At 40.8% G+C, this 22,423-nt stretch carries 10 protein-coding genes and 1 pseudogene; 6 read left to right on the forward strand and 5 right to left on the reverse strand.

Features of this window, described 5'->3' with window-relative positions:
- Positions 1 to 31 precede the first annotated feature (31 nt).
- From AB2N10_RS14290 to AB2N10_RS14315, 6 genes and pseudogenes are all read left to right on the forward strand, one after another.
- A complete protein-coding gene (locus tag AB2N10_RS14290) occupies positions 32 to 1,027 on the forward strand; it encodes a transposase (protein ID WP_354623031.1) in 996 nt (331 codons plus the stop codon).
- A gap of 560 nt (positions 1,028 to 1,587) precedes the next feature.
- A complete protein-coding gene (locus AB2N10_RS14295) occupies positions 1,588 to 2,964 on the forward strand; it encodes a hypothetical protein (RefSeq protein ID WP_369434005.1) in 1,377 nt (458 codons plus the stop codon).
- A gap of 122 nt (positions 2,965 to 3,086) precedes the next feature.
- Positions 3,087 to 4,619: a transposase gene (locus tag AB2N10_RS14300; protein WP_354623034.1), complete on the forward strand. Its 1,533-nt coding sequence runs from the start codon at positions 3,087 to 3,089 to the stop codon at positions 4,617 to 4,619.
- 161 nt (positions 4,620 to 4,780) lie between these two features.
- Positions 4,781 to 12,652: a LysM peptidoglycan-binding domain-containing protein gene (locus tag AB2N10_RS14305; protein WP_369434006.1), complete on the forward strand. Its 7,872-nt coding sequence runs from the start codon at positions 4,781 to 4,783 to the stop codon at positions 12,650 to 12,652.
- A 27-nt stretch (positions 12,653 to 12,679) separates the two neighbouring features.
- The gene (locus AB2N10_RS14310; protein WP_354623038.1) at positions 12,680 to 13,873 is read left to right on the forward strand and encodes an ankyrin repeat domain-containing protein; all 1,194 of its coding nucleotides are present in this window, start codon (positions 12,680 to 12,682) and stop codon (positions 13,871 to 13,873) included.
- A gap of 148 nt (positions 13,874 to 14,021) precedes the next feature.
- A pseudogene (locus tag AB2N10_RS14315) lies at positions 14,022 to 14,224 on the forward strand (transposase); the annotation flags it as partial.
- A 427-nt stretch (positions 14,225 to 14,651) separates the two neighbouring features.
- Here AB2N10_RS14315 and AB2N10_RS14320 read toward each other — a convergent pair.
- The 5 genes from AB2N10_RS14320 to AB2N10_RS14340 form a co-directional block, all read right to left on the reverse strand.
- Positions 14,652 to 15,251, reverse strand: a complete 600-nt coding sequence (locus tag AB2N10_RS14320; RefSeq protein ID WP_369434007.1) for a tetratricopeptide repeat protein — start codon at positions 15,249 to 15,251, stop codon at positions 14,652 to 14,654.
- 275 nt (positions 15,252 to 15,526) lie between these two features.
- Complete coding sequence (locus tag AB2N10_RS14325) at positions 15,527 to 18,625, reverse strand: hypothetical protein (RefSeq protein ID WP_369434008.1); 3,099 nt, start codon at positions 18,623 to 18,625, stop codon at positions 15,527 to 15,529.
- Positions 18,618 to 20,906 carry a hypothetical protein gene (locus AB2N10_RS14330; protein WP_354623042.1) on the reverse strand — a complete coding sequence of 763 codons (2,289 nt, stop codon included), beginning with the start codon at positions 20,904 to 20,906 and terminating at the stop codon, positions 18,618 to 18,620. The genes AB2N10_RS14325 and AB2N10_RS14330 overlap by 8 nt, the downstream gene beginning before the upstream one ends.
- Positions 20,907 to 21,100: 194 nt before the next feature.
- Positions 21,101 to 21,649, reverse strand: a complete 549-nt coding sequence (locus tag AB2N10_RS14335; RefSeq protein ID WP_354623466.1) for a Fic family protein — start codon at positions 21,647 to 21,649, stop codon at positions 21,101 to 21,103.
- Between the two features lie 46 nt (positions 21,650 to 21,695).
- Positions 21,696 to 22,283: a hypothetical protein gene (locus AB2N10_RS14340; RefSeq protein WP_354623043.1), complete on the reverse strand. Its 588-nt coding sequence runs from the start codon at positions 22,281 to 22,283 to the stop codon at positions 21,696 to 21,698.
- Positions 22,284 to 22,423: the final 140 nt, after the last annotated feature.

Here is a 22,423-nt window from a genome sequence, read left to right on the forward strand (position 1 = left end):
TGCATCGATTTTGCATTGCTAGGAGGTAGTTATGACCCAGTCGCGCCAATCGCAAATTTCCCTTATCGACACCCCTTATTATCACTGTATTTCCCGTTGCGTTCGCCGCGCGTTTTTGTGTGGTGAAGATAAACTTACCGGGCAGAGTTTCAGTCACCGCCGGCAATGGCTGGCGGAACGTATGCATTTTTTGACGGACGTGTTTAATATCAATATTTGCGCCTATGCGATTATGTCCAATCATTATCATTTAGTTTTACATGCCGATATTGATGAGAATCAAGCTCTTAGCGATGATGAAGTGTGCCTGCGCTGGTGTCAGCTATACCGAGCGCCACTATTGGTCGATAGGTGGATAAAACAGCAATTGAAGACACAGGCAGAAAAAGACGTTGCTTTGCAGATAATTAATAACTGGCGTATGCGATTAGTTGATATCTCTTGGTTTATGCGTTGCTTGAATGAGTTTATAGCGCGTAAAGCCAATAAAGAGGATAAATGTAAAGGTAGATTCTGGGAAGGACGTTTTAAATCACAAGCCCTATTAGATGAAGAAGCTTTGCTCGCGTGTATGGCTTATGTGGATTTAAATCCAGTGCGTGCCAAAATGGCTGATAGCGTGGAAGCGTCAGAATACACATCAGGTTATGAGCGTATTCATGGTGTTGCCAGTAATGGAGGCGTGAATGAAAATAATGTTGATAAAAAGCCGCTTTTCGGTTTTGTCGGTGATGAGCATCAGGCAAGCCCCAAAGGAATACCTTATTCCCTGATTGATTATCTTGAACTGCTAGACTGGACGGGGCGAATTCTCCGCGCAGATAAGCGTGGTGCTATTTATGCACAGCATCCGAGATTACTTAATATTCTTGGGCTGGAAGATGCTGCTTGGCTTGAGCTTGCCAGTGGTTTCGGTAAAAATTATCAGGGGGCAGTAGGCTCATTAGACGAGTTGGCCTTATTTGCTGACCATACTGGCAAATGTTGGATAGCCAAAAAAAATGCACTGCGCCGATGTTTGCATTAACAGCTCTGCTTTAATCAAGTAAGCACTTCAAAATCTACCTCATTAGCTGCAGCTAAGAGGATAACCTTCCTAAAATTTACCAAGTCCATCATCAATACGAACTATTCAGTAATTATGTCGCTATATACCGTTTTTTAATGATTGAGTCTTGGGGCACAGTTTGTGGTTTTGCTCTTTCCTTCTCTTGTTGAGTGATTTGGATGTTTACTAGTTGCTTACACCGTACGCTGTGAGATATTAACATTTTGATATTAAAGGGTTTTGTACTTCCGCCATTCCTGGCTGAGGTTAAGTAAAAACAATTTCTATGCTATTCATGTGTTTAAATCAATAAGTTTAACTATAAATCAGCCCCTATTGACTTTGTGTTACACGTCTCGCAAACAAAAATAAATGGTAGAAAAATAGTCCTACAAACAAAAATTAAAAATCAAAATATCTTTTTTTCAATAAGATAGGCGTGTAAAATCTTTGGATTTTATAATGTTCATTTGTTGTCTGGGGCTAGGCCCCCTTTCTCTGTTTACAATACTTTTCAATTTAAAAATCAAGGATGATGTATGACTGCATTAATTGTTAATGAAGGCTTAGGTTTGTTCAACCCCTCTTATGTTGGCGGGCAAGCAAGCATTGGCCAAGGCGATATAAAAAATTATGTTAATGCAGCGACAGGTAACTTGGTTCTTAATGACCGTGATGAAATATTGGTCGGGCGTGGCGTCGATATTGTTGCTGAGCAAACCTACAACAGTCTAGGTGAGTGGAACGATAGCGACCAAAATGGCTGGCGTTTCGGTTTTGAGCGCACGGTTAAATTAGTCGGCTCACTTAATAGCAGCGGAAGCAGTATTATCCGTACGCTTGGAGATGGTCATGAAGTGACCTATGCCTATATCGGCAGCGGTCAATATGAAAGCCGTAATGGTGAAGGCAATTTTGACCGCATCTGGAAATCGGGCGCGAATTATATCTGGAAAAATCAAAGCTCTGGCGCATCCGATACATACAATAGTGCTGGTTATCTCATTAGTTCGGCGGATAAAGACGGCAACACCCGTAGTTACAGTTATAGCGGAATCAAGCTCACTGAAATCAAATTTGGCAATAACGAAAAGATGTTGTTTGATTACCATAGCAGTGGTTATGGTAGTGGTAAATTAGCAAGTTTAAAAACCTATGCCAATGGCGTGACCTCAACTGAGGTTTATTATAATTACGATAGTAGTCATCGTTTGTATCAGGTTAAAAGTGATTTAAGCTCAGATGATAACAGCATTAGTGATGGGCACGTTTACACCTCAACGTATCTTTATGATGGTGCCAGCCTCCGAGTGCGCGAAATTAGCCAAAGTGATGGTAGTAAAGTCAGTTTTACTTACCTGTATCATGATGGCAAATACAAGGTCCACACTGTTACCGATGGCACCGGGCATAAGCAGACTTACAGCTATGGCAGCAGTTACACCAGTGTCAGTGATGATTTGGGTAACAGTTGGCGTTATGATTTTGATAGTGAAAAACGGCTAGTAAAAACGACCAGTCCCAATGCAGACGGGCAAGTGATGGTCACGCAGTTTCAGTATGATGCGAATGACAACATTATTAAATCCATTGATGCAAATGGTAAGACCACCAGTTTCACTTACGATGGAGTGGGTAATAAAACCAGCCAAATCGATCCGCTTGGCCATAAAACCGAGTGGCGCTATGTGGGTAAAAAGCTTGTCAGTGAAACGCATTATATTAATGCGAGCACTCCTGCTACTAACCGTTTCGTCTATGATGGAGTCGGGCATTTACGTTTTACTATTAGCGCCGAAGGGCGGGTCAGCGAGCAACGTTATAACAGTGTTGGTCAGCGTGTAGCTGCAATAACTTATAACGGCGGCCAATATCCGGCAGGTAGCTTAGCGGTGACTACGCAGTTGAGGCTGTAGAATTTCTCCAAAAAGACCGTTTTTACGTTGTTTTTCATTTAATGAAAATTGTATAAAAAATGTACTTGCATGCGCTGATCGGCTGTGATCTAATAGTTATTATTCGCTCAGAGTGAAACGTCATGGCTAATTACAAACCAGACCTATCTTGTCAAAGTAAATTCATCCCGATTGACTTTGCACAGCAAATTCTCCCCGGTACATTTGAGTACGCACTTTCCCATATCGTTGATAAGCACCTTGATTTAAGCACCTTTGATGATTGGTACAATAATGACAATGGCGGTGCAGCTGCTTATCCACCTTCTGTTATGCTAAAAATCATCTTGTTCGGTTACTCTCGTGGCCTTGTTAGTAGTCGCCGTATCGCAGACGCGTGTGAGCGTAATATCACCTTCATGAGTTTATCGGGTGATGTACAGCCACATTACACGTCAATCGCCAACTTTATCTCCAAAATGAAAGATAAAATCGAGCCGCTTTTTACCCAAGTCTTAATGATATGCGATAAAGAAGGGTTGATAGGTCGTCACATGTTTGCGATTGATGGTTGCAAGATAAGCAGCAATGCGAGTAAAGAGTGGAGTGGTACATTTGCAGAGCTTGAACGCAAACAACGCAAGTTGCAACGTGCTAGCCAACGCATTATTGCAAGACATCAGGCACAAGACGGTCTTAATGAAGATGAACGCCAACATGACCTAAAACAGAAACAAAAATTAGATGAAAGTGCCAATAAAATTAGTGCGTTCCTTGCGAGTAATAAAGAGAAAATAGGTAGTCGAAATAAACCAGTAAAAAGCAATATCACCGACCCAGATAGCGCCAAGATGACCACCAGTAAAGGGACGATTCAAGGTTATAACGGTATTGCTATCAATGATGATAAACACCAAATCATAGTGCAAGCGCAGGCATGGGGCTCGGTAGGTGAGCAGCAGACATTGAAGCCCGCGGTTAAGCAGTTGCAAGAACAACTTACGAAGCTAGGTACACCCGATACCTTTAAAGATGCCAAGTTCAGTGCTGACAGTGGTTTCCACAGTGAAGTGAACCTTGAGTTCATGGCCACGACAGGGTTAGATACTTATATAGCAGATACCGCATTTAGAAGCCGCAATCCTTTATTCCAAACCAGTCAAACCTATCAAACAGAACAAGAAAAACGGCGATTAAAACGCAGTAAAGGCAGAGCGCGACTATTTACTAGTCACGATTTTTACTTTGATGAAACGGTCTCAAGTTGCCGCTGCCCAGCAGGTAATGAAATGTGGTTAAGTGTTAAAAATGTTGAAACGGCAGGTCGGCAATACGTTCGTTTCTCAGGTTATTTAAAGGATTGCCGGGCCTGCGTACTACAAAAGCAATGCATGCGCAACGCGCCGACTAAACAAGGCAGACAAGTCCAGTTTGAAATCAATAAAAGCACCAAACCTATATCTTATAGCGATAAAATGCGGGTGAAAATAGACAGTAGCCCCGGACGGCGACAATACAGTAAACGGTTAGGTGCAATAGAGCCGGTATTTGGCAATATTACGGTCAATAAAGGGATGAATAAATTCACGCTGCGCGGGCAAGAGAAAGTGAATGCGCAATGGCAGATGTACTGTTTAGTGCATAATATTGAGAAGTTAAAAAACAGCCTGCATTAACCCAAGGGCGATGCCTTAACATCGAATACCCCCGCCTAATTAAGCCAATTCAGCGATATATCACTCAATTTAATCAGTCAGTTATTAAAAACAGAATATTTAATTGAATATCAATAAATTATGAATTATTGTGTTTTTTATTTAAAATAATCAGGCTGAAAATGAGAAATTCTACAGCCTCGTTATCTGAAGGTCAGCTTAATAGTTGGGTTGCCAGCCAAAATAAAATCCTGACCAGTCGCAGCGATTATGAATATGATGGTCGTGACCAATTAGTAAAGAGCAAAAATTTCAGTGCAGTCAATAGCAGTGGTGTCGGCATCATCAACAGCGCAATGGAAGAGAGTCGTTTTGCTTATGATGAGCATGGTAAGCTGCGTCAATCTATTACCGTCAAAGGCAACGCAACTTATATAACCAGTTATGCTTATGATGGCATGGGGCGTTTGCTTGCAACCACCAATCCTAAAACACAGGCCGTTTTTAGCAGTTATGCAGGCAATAAAATCACCACCACCTCTGCCGAAGGTAAGGTTAGTATACAAACCTTTGATGCTGCAGGTAAGTTAAGCAGCAGCACTGTGACAGGCGCTGGTAGCACTGCTACCAGTAAGTATGTATATGACAGCGCGGGGCGATTAAGTATGACTGAAAATGCGCTAGGGCAACGCAGTTATACATTTTATGATGCCGCGGGTCGGGTGAGTGGCAGTGTCGACGGCACAGGTGCGGTCACCGAAAACATATACAGTAAAACAGGGCAGTTAACGAAAACGCTTGCTTATGCGAATTTGGTCAATACATCGGGTTGGTTTAATGGCAGCGTGGTGGTTAAAGCCTCACTCGCACAAATTCGCCCTGCGCTGCATGGTAACGACAGAACAACACAATTTAATTATGATGATAGCGGTCGTTTGACCAGCTCTGTTGATGCATTGGGCATAGCTGCAATGACCAATTATGACGATGCATCACGGGTTACCGCACAAACTCAAGCCGGGGTAATTACGTGTTTCTTCTATGATAAAGATGGTTTGAAAACGGGTGTATTAGACGGTGAAAACAACCTAACTAAATTCACCTATAACGCCCAAGGGCAGTTGGTTGAGACCATTCGTTACTATAACAAAGGTGATACCAGCGGCACAGCAACGGCTAATACAAAAGACCAGCATAGCTACAACTACTATGATGGTGCTGGGCACTTGGTGGCAACGGTTGACCCAGAGGGTTATTTAACGGAATTTGTATTTGATAATAACAATAATAAAAAACGAGAAATCAATTATAAAACCCCAGCAACGGGTATCAATAGCGGTACCACGCTAACAACTTTACGCACCAAAGGGGCTGTTGTTGTCTCTTACTCTGAACATTATTACAACAACCTTGGTCAGTTAGAAAAAACCATTAACGGCGAGGGCGTCAGTACAACTTATAGTTACAATAAAGATGGTCACCTCACTCAAGAAGTCAGTGGCTTAGTCGGCAGTGACACTAGCCACAGCCATACCATTAACTATGCGGTCAATCAATTAGGGCAAGTCACTCAAGTTTCGGGTGATACCAGCACAGCGAACTATACCTATGACTTGCTGGGCAGAAAATATTCCGATTCATTAAATCATATTACCTCTCAAAGCTATGATGCAGTGGGACGTGCAACAACCAGCGCCAATACGTTATATCAAACCATGAGCAATAATTACGATGCTTTTGGTAATGTCACCAGTGTTGTTGACGGCGCTCGTGTGGTGAATTTTTTAGCCGATAAAAATGGGCAAACACGTTATACACTCGATGCACTGGGTTATATTACAGAATTTAAATATGATGCAGCGGGGCATAAAACAGATGCAATCACCTATGCGCGCCAATTCCCCGTAGACAGTTTTACTTCAATTAGCAGTGTGAGTAGTTGGTTGGGCGCGGTACGGGCAGAAGACCGCCATACCCAATACGTATATAATAAAATTGGCCAGCTAACCAGCACCACGGATGCTGAAGGTAAAATAGAAATCTATGCTTACGATGCGTTAGGTAATAAAACCAGTTTCACAGACAAACGCGGTAATGTTTGGCAATACAGTTACGATAAAAATAGGCGCTTGCTGGAAGAAATAAGTCCTCAGGTAGGCGCTTATGTTGACTCTTTGGGATCACCCAGTAGTAATGGTAGCTACAAAACAGGCTCTGTGGTCACTAAATTTGCTTATAACCATCAGGGCGCGGTGACGGCGCGCACAGAGCTATTTAGAGATACCGCTAACGCCGAGCATGACGTCTTAACGACCTACTTTAGCTACGATATTATGGGGCGTCAGGTAAAAACTACCTTGCCAGGTTATTATCATGCTTCTACCGGGCTGGTAAACGGCAGCTCAGCAGGCGGCACTCAAACCACCAGTCAAACTATTTATAATGCCAGAGGGCAAGCGGTTGTCGGTATCGATGAGGCCGGTAATTCTAGCCATAAAGTTTATAATAAACAGGGGCAGTTGCGCTTCGAACTCGATAGCGAACGTTATGTAACTGAATATCAGTATGATGCCAAGGGCAATCAGATAAAAACGACCCGTTATAACAATCGCTTTAATATCAGTGGGTATGAAAACACAGAGCTGAGCGAAGCCGTTGTTATCAGCCGCTTAAGTAAAAATAGTAGTTTAGATCGCAGTATTACTAAAACTTATGATGAACTTGGGCGGGTCAGCAGCGTTAAACAAGATGCCATTAGCATATTTGACCCAATTCATTGGCGGTGGGATAGCCTAAGCCCTGAAACTCAATATGAATACAATCGGTTTGGCGAGGTGATAAAAGAGCATGTTAAAATCAATAGCCTTGATTGGGCTGATACCTACCACTTTTATAATAGTAATGGCCAAAAAACAGCAACGGTGGATGCAGGGCTGTATTTAACCACCTTTGCTTATAACAGCTTTGGCCTGCTTGAGACGCAAACTGAATATGCAGGAACAGTGAGCAGTATATCAACCTCAAGCTACGGCTCCCCCGCAGCAGGCAGTGCCACTATTGGTTATAATCGTATCACTACTTTTAGCTATGATGAGCTGGGCCGCAAAATATCAGAAAACCATTCCGGTCGTGTAACTCGCTTTGAATATGATGCCAAAGGTAATATTACCGCAACTGTGAATGCGGCAGGAGGTCGTGAAGAGAGTGAGTTTGATGGGTTAGATAGAGTGACGCGCGCATCTGGCGTCAGCCATCAAGTATTTAATGGCGGCGATCTATTTAACGGAGCTGCTAAGTATGATCGACAAGTCACCGACTTTAGTTATGACAGTCATGGTAATTTGAAAAAACAAAGCAATGTCTCGCTGAGTGGCCGAGAGGGTAACGTGGTTACGGATAATTATTATGATTATCGTAGTCGTAAAATTGGCATACGCAATGCGAATGGCAGTTTAGTCGAGATGGCATATAACCAAAAAGGGCAGGTGACTAAAGAGTCACGTCAAATATATAGTGGCTATAACTACTGGTCAAGTCTCTCTTTAACCAGCACTAAAACCTACACTTATGACAAAGTGGGGCAATTAGTATTATCAACCCACAATGGTCAAAGTGGTTATAGTGATGACAAGTACGAACGCGCTGCTTACAATGCCTTTGGTGAGGTGACAGAAAAAGGCAGTTATAACAGCAGTGCAAATACCGGCTGGCAGTTCACCTACAGTTATGATAAAGCAGGTAATCTAACTCGTGCTAAAGGTGCGGACAGTGTTTACACCTCCAACTATTACGATCTGCATGGTAGCCTTACTTATTCTAACAAAGGCGGACGTCAAACCTTTAATTACATGGATAAACTTGGGCATATTACTCGCCAGCAGCAGCCCAGGATAAACGGCGCCGTTCCCAATATCTACCAAACAAGCGATCGCTGGGGTAATGTTATTACCAGTAAAGATGCGCGTGGTTACTCGACTTATATGCGTTTTGACAAGTTTGATAAAATGACCCGTCAACAGTTGCCATCCACCACGGTGATGCGCAGTAATGGCTCGACTTACAGCCTTGCGCCAATCACCACTTATCAATACGACAGCTTAGGTAATTTAACAAACATAAGCGATGCTGGCGGTCACACGCAACAATGGTCTTACGACAGTGCAGGGTTAATGCAATGGTCTAAAGATCAAATAAATCGTTATACCTATTACCGTTATGATGCTTTTGGACAGCAAATAGGTAAAAAAGATGCCCTTGGGCGTGTTACTAAAACGACGTTTGATAATTTAGGACAAGTAACGCGACAGGGGTATATTAACAGCGCGGGCAGTTACAGCTGGGGCAGTAAATCCTATCAATATAATGCGTTGGGACAACGCATAGCCGATATCACCCTAAGTGGTACCAGTACAGCCGAAGCGGCAGGTTATGCGCTTTATAGCCAATATGATGCGCGAGGCAATGTTATCCGCACTCGCGACTTGGCTGGACGGGAAACCAGCAGTCATTATGATCATCAAGACAGAAAAATCTATAGTTATCGCGCTCACACGGGGGCGGTTGCTCAAATCTGGAGTTACGATGCTTACCACCTGAAAACCCACTCAGATATGGCGGGCGTGGTAACCAGCTACAGTTACAATGGCCTTGGGCAACTGAGCAATGAGAGTAAAGGTGGTATCAATAACAGTTACAGCTACTGGGAAAATGGCTGGTTAAGAAAAATCACCACCACAGGTATAGACAGTGGCTTTACCCAGTTAGCCACTGATATGGCCAGCTGGCAGTTTGCTAAGCTGGGCTCAACGCATCGCATAAGCAGTGCTTTTAGTGTCTCCAATCTGAGTCGTACTGAAAGCACTGAATATTATTATGATCTTAACGGTAATCGTAGCCAAGAGATAAGCAGCAGCGAACGCAGTTTCTCTATGAGTGCCGCAAAGGAGGTATATGTTACCTCGCAATATGGCTCCTCTTCTTGGCAATCTGATGGCGTTTTTCAGTCTGGGCTGAGTTACCATTATGCGCGAACGGTTAATAATAGTTACGATGCTCAGGGGCGTTTAACTCAGGTTACCTCTCCTCAAAGTATCTTTACACCCAAAGCATTGCTTGTGGCAGCGTCGGTAGCTTATGGCAGCTCTGTTCCGGAGCAATCTGTCAATGAAACATCTGGTTTAAAATCATTGGCTTATCATTATGATGAGCTGGGTAATCGTCGCCATATTAAGTCTGAAGTGTATAAGCTGGGCTCCAGCGGCATCGTTGAAACGAAAGATTTGTATTACACCTATGATTCGGCTAATCGCATGTTAATCAGCCAGGGGCGATTATATAATGGCACAATAGATATCGCTCAAGAAGGCGCGCATCAGATTTTGTATGATAATGCCGACCGGCGCATTCAAGATAGTTGGAAGGATGGTGACAAGTACCGCCATGAAACCTACAGTTATCAATATGATTCAGCGCGTGTGTTGGTGACTAAAGCAGTAGAAAATAGCAGTGAAACGAGTTTCAGCGGTTTGGCTGATCTCAGCAGCCGAGCTTATGATAGCCTTGGCAATTTAACCAGTGAAACACGTTATAACGACTATAACGATAAAAATAAGGGGGCGCGTGGGAGTTACCTTTCTAGCATGACCAATAGTTATGTTGGCTCTGAGCTTAGAAGTCAAACTAATTATGCGCGCAAAGATAATTTCACCACAACCAGCAGCACGTATGGTGGCACCTCCGTCACTTATAGTGGTTACTCTCAAGTCAAACAGGCGGCATTAAACTACACCTATGACAGTGCTGGGTTACAAAAAGGTAATACATTAACCGCTTATAAAGACACTGGCGCCACGTTGTACACAGATACTTATAGCATGGTGTACCAGTTAGGCAACAGTGCCCAGTTACTGGAAAACAATGTGAGCACGGCGCGAGATGGTTGGCGCTCGAGTAGTATTAAACAATATTATGATGCGCGTGGCGAACTGCTTTATGTGCGCGGCAGTAATAAAGGTGCAAAAGGTCACGACCGTTATATTGTTAATAACCGGGAAGGGCAAATATTATCCCGCCGAGACGGGGCTAAAATCCAAGATTATTATTACGCCAATGGCAATATGCTGGGAGAGACGGGCGACCTATCAGATACCAATTTTGATGCGAATTATAACAGTGTTGCCGATATGCAATCATCTGCGAGTACCTACACGGTACAAGGTGGAGACAGTTTAAAAAGTATCGCTCAACGTCTATGGGGCGATGCGAGTCTTTGGTATATGCTGGCAGACGCCAACGGCATAAGTGATGACGGTGCGTTAGCGGCAGGGCGCACATTAACCGTGCCGACAGTAAACAGCAATGTGCATAACAACGCCAGCACCTTTAAACCCTATAATGCCGCTGCGATTATAGGCGATACCACGCCCGAGGCGATAGCGCCGCCGTCCCCTTCTGGATGTGGTATGGTTGGTATGATCATAATGATTGTGGTGGCTATTGTGGTCACTATTTATACTGCGGGAGCGGCAACTGGCCTTGTAGCGACTGCGCTTAATAGTGCAGGTGTTGCCACCGGTGCGTCAACGGTTGGTGGTGCTGTGGCTGGCGCTATTGGTGGTGCTGTTGGTGGCGCTGCCGGCTCAATTGCCAGTCAGGCGGTGGGCAATATAACCGGTAATGTCGATGGTTTTGACTGGAAGCAGGTTGCACAAGGGGCTGCATTAGGGGCTGTCGCAGGAGGCATTAATGGTGGTCTCAATGGTGTTGATGCAAATGGAATTATGCAGCCAAAGACTAATCCTGATATAGGAACTATAGCCTTGAAGAGTGTGGGACGTACTGCGGGTAACTATCTGGTCAATAAGGCGATGAATAATGAGTCATTTAGCTGGCGTTCAATGGCAGCTGGAGTTGCGGGAGGGATGGCTAGTGAGAGTGGCTTGACCAATGTGAGTAATAGCAATATTTTCGTTAACAGTATCGCAGGCAGTACGGCCAGCATGTTAATTCGTCAGGGCTTTGGTGTGCAGGGGGAGTTTAACGCAGAGATGTTTGTGGCCGATGCGTTTGCCAATGCCTTGGGGAGTACCATGGCGGCGGGGATGAAATCTCGGGTGCAGGGGGGGGGGAGTAAGAATACCGCTGAGAAGAGCGCTGCAATAATCCAGAAAGAAGTTGGCCAATTAAAGGGTGAATATTTAGAGGTTTATAATCAGGCGATAGCAGCAAATGATTATGGGAAATCAGTCAGTCAAGCACAGGCGCTTGAATTAACATATATGGTAGATGTGAGGAAAAAGGTGGATATTATAACTACCCAACTTGATGAATTTTCTGATGTAACCAGTTCTGAATACGCTGCACTGCTTGCCGAACGTAATCTAGGAGTTGCCGCGCTGGTGGCAACTGATGTGTATTTTGATAAATCAATTAATCTATTACTACCTGCAAGTATTAAAGCATTAACCACTGATAGCCAACTTAACCTATTTGGCATAAAATCTAACCAGTTAAATACGAGTTCAGGTTACTATGCACGCGTCTATTCGGACGACTTTGCAAAGTCGCCTATTCTCGTTAATCGTGGCACTGAAATGGGATCTATCAGGGATTGGGCAACAAATGTCGGACAAGCAATGGGTTTTGAGGTTGATCAATATCAGGAAGCAATAGCGGTAGCGAAAACAATTTCTGGCACAACTGAAGGGGAAAATGTTAGATTTGTTGGTCATTCTTTAGGCGGTGGCTTGGCTTCAGCACAATCCATGGTAACTGGTCATTCTGCAATTACCTTTAATTCAGCAGGACTCAACCTGAAAACAGTTCAAGATTATGGGGTTAAATCGTTTGATAATGCATCAACACAGATTGAGTCATATGCATTAAATGGGGAAGTATTAACTTGGGTACAAGAATCAAGCTGGTTATCAGGTGTTGCACCAGATGCTATCGGGCACCGAAATCCTTTGTCGGTGCAGAATTTTAGTCATCAATCATCGCCATCAATGATCGATAAGCATGGCATGACTTATTTTGCTCAGGCCATGGGCTTTTAACTAAAAGTAATTATAGTGAGAGAAAATATGTTAAAGGAGTTAGTTAAGTTAAGTATGGCAAGGGGGTTTTTACTTTTGTCGTTGCTACTTATTTCAGGGTGTAAAGATATGGAAATTAAAGGTAAGACATACCAGCAAAGTTATACTGATCAACAAGTTGTGGCTTTGATAAAAGCGGCTTGCAGTGGCAATATAAAGAAGCTAGAGCAGTTAGTTAGCGCCGGTGCCGATGTTAATGCTATGGGTGAGCATGGATCAACACCTTTAATATGGGTAATGTTGGCTAAAAATTATCAGGGCGTTGAAGCTCTTCTTAAATTGGGTGCTAATCCGAATCAACGCTTTGACCAAGGTTATACCCCGATGTGGTTTGCTGCCGGCGGTGATGATATTAAGCTATTGAAATTGCTATTACAGTACGGAGGGGATGTTGATATATGGGCGGAAGGTAAAAGTCCGCTAGTCTTAGCCGCTCTGCAAGATCGCACTGCTCATTATGAATTACTCATAGAATATGGCGCTGATATCAATAGTGCTGATATAGTTGGGAATACATTGGCAACTTGGTATGAAGCGTTGGCTTATTATGAGAAACTGTTGGGGCTACTAGAAAGTGGTTATCATTATGATCTTGATTATCTTGCACGTCGAGTCGCCAATAGTCAGGTGTCTGAAACAGCGCCACAATGGCAATGGCGTAAAAAAGTGATCGGCAAGTTAAAACAGATGGGAGTAAGCTATCCGCCAGTCCTCTATACAGGACCTGAGCTTACTTATATGCGCTTAAAACCCAGTGAAAGAGTGCGTCTTGAACAGGCTGAAAGAGACGGTAAGTTACCGTCAACATCTAGAGGTCAAAAGAGGCTTGATGATGATCGTGAACTGGAAAAACAAGCCAACTATCAGGCTAAGCTTGAATATGATAAATTATTTGGGCAGCTTGAAAAAGGCTATTGTGAGAACACTGTTGAATTTGCTCTTTGGGTAGAAGATAACCCTGTGCCAATAAATACCCCGCAATGGCAATGGAGAAATAAAGTCATAGAAAAATTAAAAATAATGCGAGTGTATTACCCTCCTCGTAGAGCTAAAAAAATGCGTTTAACTGAAAAATATAGGGCAACATTAGAGCGCTTAGAAGCCGGAGGGAAACTGATGCCAGGATCAAATGCAGCTCAATTTTTAGCTAGAGATAGAGCATTACAAAGTACCGTAAAGTAGAAAAATAATGGGGCAGATCTTGCCTTTTAATAATAAAAGGCTGGACATCCATAAACTTTGACTTGTTTAAAAGCGTGCTTTACCTTTTAGTTATGCATCGATTTTGCATTGATAGGAGGTAGTTATGACTTAGTCTCGCCAATCGCAAATTTCTCTTATCGACACCCCTTATTATCACTGTATTTCCCGTGTGTTCGCCGCGCGTTTTTGTGCGGTGAAGATAAATTTACCGGGCAGAGTTTCAGTCACCGTCGGCAATGGCTGGCGGAGCGTATGCATTTTTTGGCGGACGTGTTTAATATCAACATCTGCGCTTATGCCATTATGTCCAATCATTATCATTTGGTTTTGTATGCCGATATCGATGAGAATCAAGCTCTTAGCGATGATGAAGTGTGCCTGCGCTGGTGTCAACTATACCGAGCGCCACTATTGGTCGATAAGAGAAAAGGCTAACATCAGACAAAGAATCGTTAACAACTCATACCGCTTTTATTTAGTGCATAAATCTGGCATCGTTCTTCATAGGTCAGTTGTTTATATGTTTTCATTGTTGCATCTCTTGCCGGAGCAAAAACGCTTAGCATATATTCAGCAGACCACTTTGTCTACCAATTCAAGTTATGCACTTATTATTTGAACCTAAGTAATAAAAGAAAGCCTTTAATAGCACAGAATGATACGTTGTAATAAGTAAATTTTAGAATCAGTTTGTATTAATTCACGATCAATAAACTGTAATAGACGCATTGGCCATTCTATTGCAGTCTTATCGGATTTAGTGTGTTGTTTGATAAGCAGAAAGAAACAATTGATTTGTAGAGTTATCGTCCTCTTCTTCTTGGACATTTTCCTCAGCTAAATTAACGTTTTTTTCCTTTGGTTGTTGGAAGGGAAACATATTGATCTTTCCGATTGAGTTTAATACATTTTTCATGTCATTATTAAGTGCTGTATTGTCTTTATTTAACTCAATGCCTTCCGCTAACAGTGATTTAGCTTTTTCTTCTTGATTATTGACGAGGTGAATTAAGGCTTGGGAAAAAATATAAATATAATCATTTTCTCCTTCTTGTTGAATCGTTTTCCATGACTCTTGTGCGTTGTCGTATTCTTCTGTTGCCATATATAACAGCCCTAATTGAAAATTAGCCGCAGTTAAAGTAGTACCTAATTCGATGGTCTTTTCCATATACTTTATAGCTTCTGAAAAAAGCCCGACTTGGGCGTATTCAGCGCCAAGAAGGAACAATCCTTGTTCGTGATCTGGTACGTTTTCAATTAGCTGCTTTAGGTAACCAATCGCTGTATCGTGACGCTCATTTTTATTGGCATCCAGCGCAAAATGAAATAATTCATCATTAGATAAATTTTGCATTAGCAATTCTCCATAAATAATATTTAAAATATACAGCACGATCTCATTGTTTTTATAAAAATTCAAGTTTTGCTTTCTATTTTCAGCAATTCTCGGCAATTTGGAACTTGCTAAAGGGGCGAAGTTATTTCTCAGCATTTTTACTTTCGTTAGTATTTTCTGGTACTTCGCATTGTGCGATAATCTGTTGATGAAAAATTCCAAGTATTTATTATTTTGGTTAAAAAATTTAGGAGTTTATTTGCCAACTTACACACTTTAAGCAAAGTCATCGTTTATGCATTCTTATTTAACATCATAATTCCCATCATGTGAATTAAAAAACTAAGGGCATTTGATGAGTATTTTCTTATTACTTTTCCGCTAGAGGATTTTTTTACTGGGGAAGTGCTCAATGTATTAAACTTTTCTAGTTTTTCAGCATGGCTTTCTCTATGGATTGCTTTAATTGACGCTTCATCTGGATGAATAAGCTCTAAGCGTACATGTCCTCTGCCGGTTGAACCTGTAGATTTCGCTCTCGCCCCCTTTCTCGTTCGAATATTTTTATAAGCGAGCTCCCACTCGTTAACTAATGAGCCTTCTTCGATAGTGTAAGTGATCACGCGCCAATTACTTTTGGGGATGATATTTTCAAATGCTTTTAAAAAGTATTCCAAGTCTTCTGGCCAATTGAAATTGATGCCTGATTGATTCATGCATTGGTTTTGTAATGCATGCTTTATCATATTGGTAATGTGCTCTTTATTTTCAGGAAATTCCGTGCGCATTTGGGTTGTTATCTTATCGAGAAAAGCGAGTTCTTTACTGCTTGGCGGCTTACCTTGAAGTAATGATGAAGGTCTTGAATGGCGAGGAGCAGGGTTACTTCTTTTGGTAATGAATGTTTGAATATAACTAGCGTTGTCTATCCAGTGATTAATCGTTTTAATGTTGATATTAAATTCAATTGCCGGTAACTCTGCAGCATAACCCTGTTCTATTTTCTTTAGAATATCGTAACAAAGCATGATACTTATTCGCTTTTTTTGAGCTTCTTTATGCTGTTTATCTTTAAATTCTGTTGCACCAAGCAACTGAGGCTCTAATCTATTTATCTTTAATTTTTTATTCAACTCCTCATGGCAGTGCGCTATTTGCACTGAATTTGAGTGTGTGGCTTGTAATTCGGAGAAATGACGGCGATTTGTTAAGCCAAAAGCTCGATTCTCTTGTGGGGTGATGCTATGCGTTGTTTTAGATAGTTTGTAGGCGACAATCCAATCAGAAAAATGAAAGTAATTACTAAAGCAGGTAACTGGTGTCGCGTGGCCATCAAAACGTGCAATGCCATAGTACTTGTTACGTAATGATTGGCCACAAATGAGTTGTGTGATTGCTTCGCTTTGTTCTTTTGAATAAGGTACTGCATTAGGCAGTAGGGCGTAGGCATCATCGATTTCGACCATTAGCTGTATCCGGCTAATGCAGCTATGTCTTAGGTGATGAAACACAAAAATATCTAGCTGTGAGAGATGGCGTAAGATGCCTGAAATTGTGCTTGAAACATAGAGCTCAGAAAAGGGCGTGTAAATGTCACTGCCTAATGTAAATGCAAGGTTGTTATCTGCCATTGATAATATTCGCTTGCGACTGATATACTCTCGAATGAGTTCATTTTCATTTTTGGTGAGTAATGGATACAGTGGTACTTTTCTTAAAGAGGCGGGTTTCTTATTGTTGCCAATTTTATTAGTGCGGATTTGCATCCAGCCAATCTCTGATTTTTCAATTTGATTGAGTGTTAATTTTCTTATTTCACCAATGCGCAGGTTGCAACGGAAGCTGATAATGGCAATACATTTTAATATGTCTTTATTGTCATCACTTAAATCGGTTAAGTTATTTATTTCCTCTAAGGTTGCACTGAAGAGCGCTTCATCTACAAAGCCTGCACGAGTGTGATTAGGTTGTTCTGCATTACTATTGATAGGTTCAAGTAAAGCTGGAAAGCCAAATTGTGATACGCAAAATGAATGTAAGTCGCTAATACGCTTTATTAGGCTTTGTTTAATTTTTTCAGTCGGTGCTTTTTCAATCAACTCTCTATATATTTCAGCTATCTGACTGTGCGACATATCTCGAATATTTTCACCTTCAAAAGCAAACAGCCATCGACGCGTTAATAATGAATGGTAGTTAGCAATTGTTTTTGGTTTACATGTTGTGGCTAGTTTATGAATAAACCAATGCAGTAGTGCTTTGGGAGCAGTTGGTAGAGGTAGCTGCGCAATGTTTAATAATGCTTTTTCGAGTGCTTTTTCCGAACGTTTTTGTTTTGGCTCTGCTTTCTTTAATGCTGCTTTTAATCGATGAAACAGATCGCTATTTGGACTTGAATGGTTACCGATAGAAGTTGGGCTGTTAGTAGATATACCATTGGCATCTATTTTGTTTGCATTTGGTTCAAATCTACCCTGAGCAACTAAAGTGGTATTGATTCTAGCTAGATTGCTCGATGGTAAAGAGTAGGATTTGGTTCGCCCAGATATATATTCAGAAAGTGCCTGATTAATGTTAACACCCTCAGTTCGCTCCACAATATAGGTCGCTACTCTGCTTAGTTTTTTTAATGAGTCAGGGAAATATTCTAGTTCCTTATCCATGCCCAATATAATTTGGTTATACAGGGCTAAGTGAGATGTAGGGGACTTCCAATTTAACTTGTCCAATGATTGCCACTGCTTGATCAGTCCTAGTGTGAAAGGGGATAAATAGCACTGGCTTTGCGTTGAACTATTCCCTTCCTCATCGTACACATTTGTATTAAACCCAGAGGCTTTATAGCTTAATGTGATTAAAGGTAAGCCACCCGCTTTAACGATGGTTAAAGGCGATGTAAGTCGTTTTGAGAAGGCAATAATCAGCGGGTAACTGCAATGGCCAGAATGGCACATGAAGGAAAGTAATAGTGCTTGAAAATGCTGTTCAATGGACCTTTTTGCTGGTGGTTGTTTAATAAAATCGTCATACCAGCCACGGTATTCCTGTTCAAATGCCCAAGCAGTGTGTAACCAGTTTATATTTTTAGTTTGTTTCTCTGGCTTAGCGGTAAATAAGTAAGCAGGGGCACTCACTTGCCAGTTATGTTTTTTGCGATAATTTTCAACGGTATTAACTGCGCGATTAAACGCTAATTTAAAGTCGCGAGATTCTCCAAATGTGTCACGTAGCCTTTCTTCCATTTTATCCCACTGTGGCAGAAACTCGGGTTGTTGAAGCGGACGTTCGACAGGTAGGAAATCATTCACGACTTTGCTTGCTCTTTCTAATACGCATCGTATCTCATCGTTTCTGTTTTTCCGTCTTGCCTTCGCGCCAATCTCATTAGACATACGCAACCTCCTTTACGCCGATTCTATTCAGTAAGTTCTCAATAAAGATTGATATCCCTCTTAAATCTTTAATGCCAATGCTACTGAATTGTGAGAAAGCCGTTTGGCTAATGCCTGTATGCCCCATCCAAGCATCCATTAGGTCAGGCGCTACTTTATGTTTATGTAAAAGTGTTCTCAATTGGTGGCGATGCCAATTAGGAGGGAGTGGAAAATAATCAAATTGTAAAATAATGGTGCTTGGTGTTGATTCATCAAATAGGTTATCAGGATCTTGAGTATTGCGATAAAAAAAGAGGTGTTCTCGACTATTTAATATTTTTTGATAACGCTTACTTAATTGAGGATCTATATTTTTAAAATAACGCGCAGCCTGTGACACAAACTCTAAGTATTGTTTAATTATTTTTAATGTAATAGGGGGGATAATAACAACGCGGCCAGATCCGATCGCTAATGAATCTTTATCTGAAATGTAATACTCACCTGAAAAAAGGTTTAAATCAGACTTTTTACCTAACCATCCCGTTACTGGTCGATAACCAGAAGATAGCCCTAAAACCATCTGCGAATATGATGTGATCAAATCATGGTGATCTTCTGTAAACCAATAGCTCTTGTTTGCTGCGCTTTTATTAAGACGTTCAATTAACTTATTCATTAAACTAGAAAGGATCTCATCAGATACATATAAAGCAGAGCCGATCTGTTTATTGTCGATCGCACCTTGCTTTTTGGTTTTTTTTTTCACGGAAATATAGGGGCGTGAAATTGAAATAGTTGGTGCTATGTTATAAATATAACGGACAAAATTATCAAAGGTATCGATCAGGTCTTCAATATTAATATGTGTATATGAAAGGGCTGGTAATTTTTGTACATCAGGATCAGATATTAGCTGTGTTAATACAGGATCAATGCCTACCTGTTTATGAAAATGGCTTAAAAACCCACTGATTTTATTTAACGTTAAATGTGTATGGTGTTGCTTATTAATTGTTGATAAAGCACCGGAAAGATCTTCTTTCGTTACTCTTCGTAAAAGCGTTGCATTTTTTAATGAAGAAGGAAAGGTAATATCAAAGTGTTGGCTGACATGGGGTAAATAAAGCGCGACTTCAGGGCGTTGTTTTTGAGATGGAATTACATGTTTTCTAGTGAGGGAGCTGTTCCCGTTTTTAATACTAAATTTGGTGTTAATAATTTGCGGTAGAGCATTCCCTAAAAATAGCATCAATATTAAGCAGTTAACGACTGGTTTTTGCTCTTCAGCTGCAGAGTAATAATGGGTTTCACAATAAGCTAATAATTGCTGTATCTCAAATTCAGTTGCTTGGTTTATGCTACAGGAAGCGGAAATTTTATTTTGGATGATATGGTCTGAAATAGCTTTTGCTTGTAACGCTTGAGCACCATAATGAGAGAGTGTGTGCTCAGAGGAAGCTTCCTTTATCGTTACAACAACAAACTCTTTAGTATTACCAATATTTTCTTCTTGTTGGTATTTCTCGGTCGCTTTTTTTTGGCTTGCAAGTACTTTAACCTCGATGTTATTTTCATCTTCCAATTCAGCATCTTCATAAATTGTTTCAACCATCGCGTGTTTACTCGTAAACTCTCGAGTACCACCGCTCTTTTCTATGCCTTGCTTACCTTCGGCGCAATTACTTAAGGGAGTATGATAGTGTGCTAATTGAGCATCGATTGCTTTAGTGAGCTTTTTCGATAAGTCACTGTTAGGTAAATCTTCTCGTGCAGTTTCAAAGTCACTAATTAGGCTTTGTAGATAGCGATTGCCGACTTTATTAAGCCTAGGCAAGTATGGAGTAAGGTTTTCTCTTTTCCCTTCTGCGTATAGCCTTATCTCATCGCAAGCTCTTTTAATTAAACCTTGAGTGCTTCCCATAAAAATCAATTTAATAGCGACAGAAAGCATCAATGCTTTGTATTGATCAAATTGCTCTAGGTTGTATGATTTTCTGATAGGCTCAGAAGCTAGCATTGCCGGTAAATAATACGTACCTAAATGATCTTTGCAGCGAATCAATAACGTTTTTTTTGTGCAGGGCGTACACTGTGAATATTCTCTTAGTTTTTCTTGTAGTAGGATATCTTCATCAAAACTTACCTTTAAAGTAGGAGAAAGAAGCTGAGTCAGTCGTTTTACTTCTTGTGAAATACAAGAGAGGGCATCTTTTTCGAATGAAGCAGGAAATAGCGTCATAAAGAATATTTCAATATTCTCTTTTTCAAATCTTGCTTTAACGTCATCTTCTGTCATTGATAATCCTCATTCATGTGATATCTTTTCAATTAGAAGTGCTAATATTGTTGAAAATCTAATTTAGGTGAAAAAATGATTAAGCGTAAAAAAGAAAATCTAGATTTATCGTGCCGTTGCTAGCTCTACTGCAATTGAAACGGGTGAGTCTATTCCTGAACTCGAGAAAAAGTTGAAAAATAAAGAAAGTAAATTTAATTGGCTGACTTTGGCGTAAGTACATCACCTATTAACCTTTCCATGTGTTGATAATCACCTGCAACACCCGCTTGAATCGCTTTAAAATAAAACGCTTTATGCTCGTCCCAAAGGTTGTAATTCAAAAGCGAAAAGCCTGCCTTATCTGCAATAACATCCAGTAATAATCGTGCAATCCTATCGTTACCTTCCCTAAAAGGATGGATCAAAATAAACTCTACATGCACCTTTGCTAAAAAATGAATAAGAGATTCTTCGCTTATATTAGGTAAGTCATCGAACTTATTGAGTAGTGATTTTTCAAAGTTATCTAAAAGACTAGGGATTTGTCTCGCAGCCGAAAAATCAAAGCTTCCTTTTCTCATATTTACAGACCTTGCGGTACCTGCCCATTCATAGATATTACCTAACCATTTTCGGTGCCATTCGCTAATGTCTGCGACCGTTAATGAACTTAATGCGGGGTTTGAGCCATCGAATAAATACTGATATAGCTGAACAAGCAGAAGACTTTCAGCTTCATTGATCTCGGCTTCAGAAATGATTCCTTATGAACGATTTATCGGTCTGATTGGTTAATTCGTTTAAATGTTAGGCTTTGCTTAAAAGTAGCTCTGCTCTCATTTCATTTAAAATATCATCTTTGTTAATTTTTTTATCTACTTCCTTTTCTTCTCTAATTGCAGTTCTCTGATTAGCAATCGTGCCACGACATATTGATGCTAGTTCTGCCAGTTTTGGCTCAGATAAATGACTTGAGCCATAAAGTGTTTTTATGAAATCTTTTGGCATTTTTTCGTTAGTTGTATTCATAAAATGGCCGAGTGATTTCATATCAATTGATGAGTGAATTTTTTCCGCGACACCAGACCAAGCCATTTCAGAAATGTCATTTTTAGATAATTCAGGTGAATAAATGAGTATGTTGATGGAAGAAAAATTAGTTTTTGTTAAGTCAAAAGCTGCATGTTCGAAACCTGAAATTATTTGAATAGAGCTGTGATTTTCAATTGCATGTAGGGTCATCGACTTAGTAAAAAACTCAGTCGATGAGGTGGGGAGCTTTTCAATGTTGAATAATTTTTCCATGGAAATAAAAAATTCAAATGCAGTTTTTGCTCTTTCATGAATATCAAAAGTTAGATTTTTCTTCTTGTTTGCACCTAGAATTTTGACCATATAGCACCGCTTAAATTGCCATTTCAGTATAAATACTATACGATCTATTGTGACCAAAAACAAAGAAAGTGCCGTAATAATAGGTGTTTTGTGATGTTAAACGGTGTTAATTATTTTTTTAAATTTATATTTAACTATAT

The organism is Psychromonas sp. MME1 (assembly GCF_041080865.1).
Classification (GTDB): Bacteria; Pseudomonadota; Gammaproteobacteria; order Enterobacterales; family Psychromonadaceae; genus Psychromonas.

Excerpts from the sequence above, each read along its gene's own strand:
- AB2N10_RS14305 (WP_369434006.1), top strand. The coding sequence starts at position 4,781 with ATGAGAAATTCTACAGCCTCGTTATCTGAAGGTCAGCTTAATAGTTGG.
- AB2N10_RS14340 (WP_354623043.1), bottom strand. The coding sequence starts at position 22,283 with ATGGTCAAAATTCTAGGTGCAAACAAGAAGAAAAATCTAACTTTTGAT.
- AB2N10_RS14295 (WP_369434005.1), top strand. The coding sequence starts at position 1,588 with ATGACTGCATTAATTGTTAATGAAGGCTTAGGTTTGTTCAACCCCTCT.
- AB2N10_RS14290 (WP_354623031.1), top strand. The coding sequence starts at position 32 with ATGACCCAGTCGCGCCAATCGCAAATTTCCCTTATCGACACCCCTTAT.
- AB2N10_RS14330 (WP_354623042.1), bottom strand. The coding sequence starts at position 20,906 with ATGACAGAAGATGACGTTAAAGCAAGATTTGAAAAAGAGAATATTGAA.
- AB2N10_RS14320 (WP_369434007.1), bottom strand. The coding sequence starts at position 15,251 with ATGCAAAATTTATCTAATGATGAATTATTTCATTTTGCGCTGGATGCC.
- AB2N10_RS14310 (WP_354623038.1), top strand. The coding sequence starts at position 12,680 with ATGTTAAAGGAGTTAGTTAAGTTAAGTATGGCAAGGGGGTTTTTACTT.
- AB2N10_RS14325 (WP_369434008.1), bottom strand. The coding sequence starts at position 18,625 with ATGTCTAATGAGATTGGCGCGAAGGCAAGACGGAAAAACAGAAACGAT.
- AB2N10_RS14300 (WP_354623034.1), top strand. The coding sequence starts at position 3,087 with ATGGCTAATTACAAACCAGACCTATCTTGTCAAAGTAAATTCATCCCG.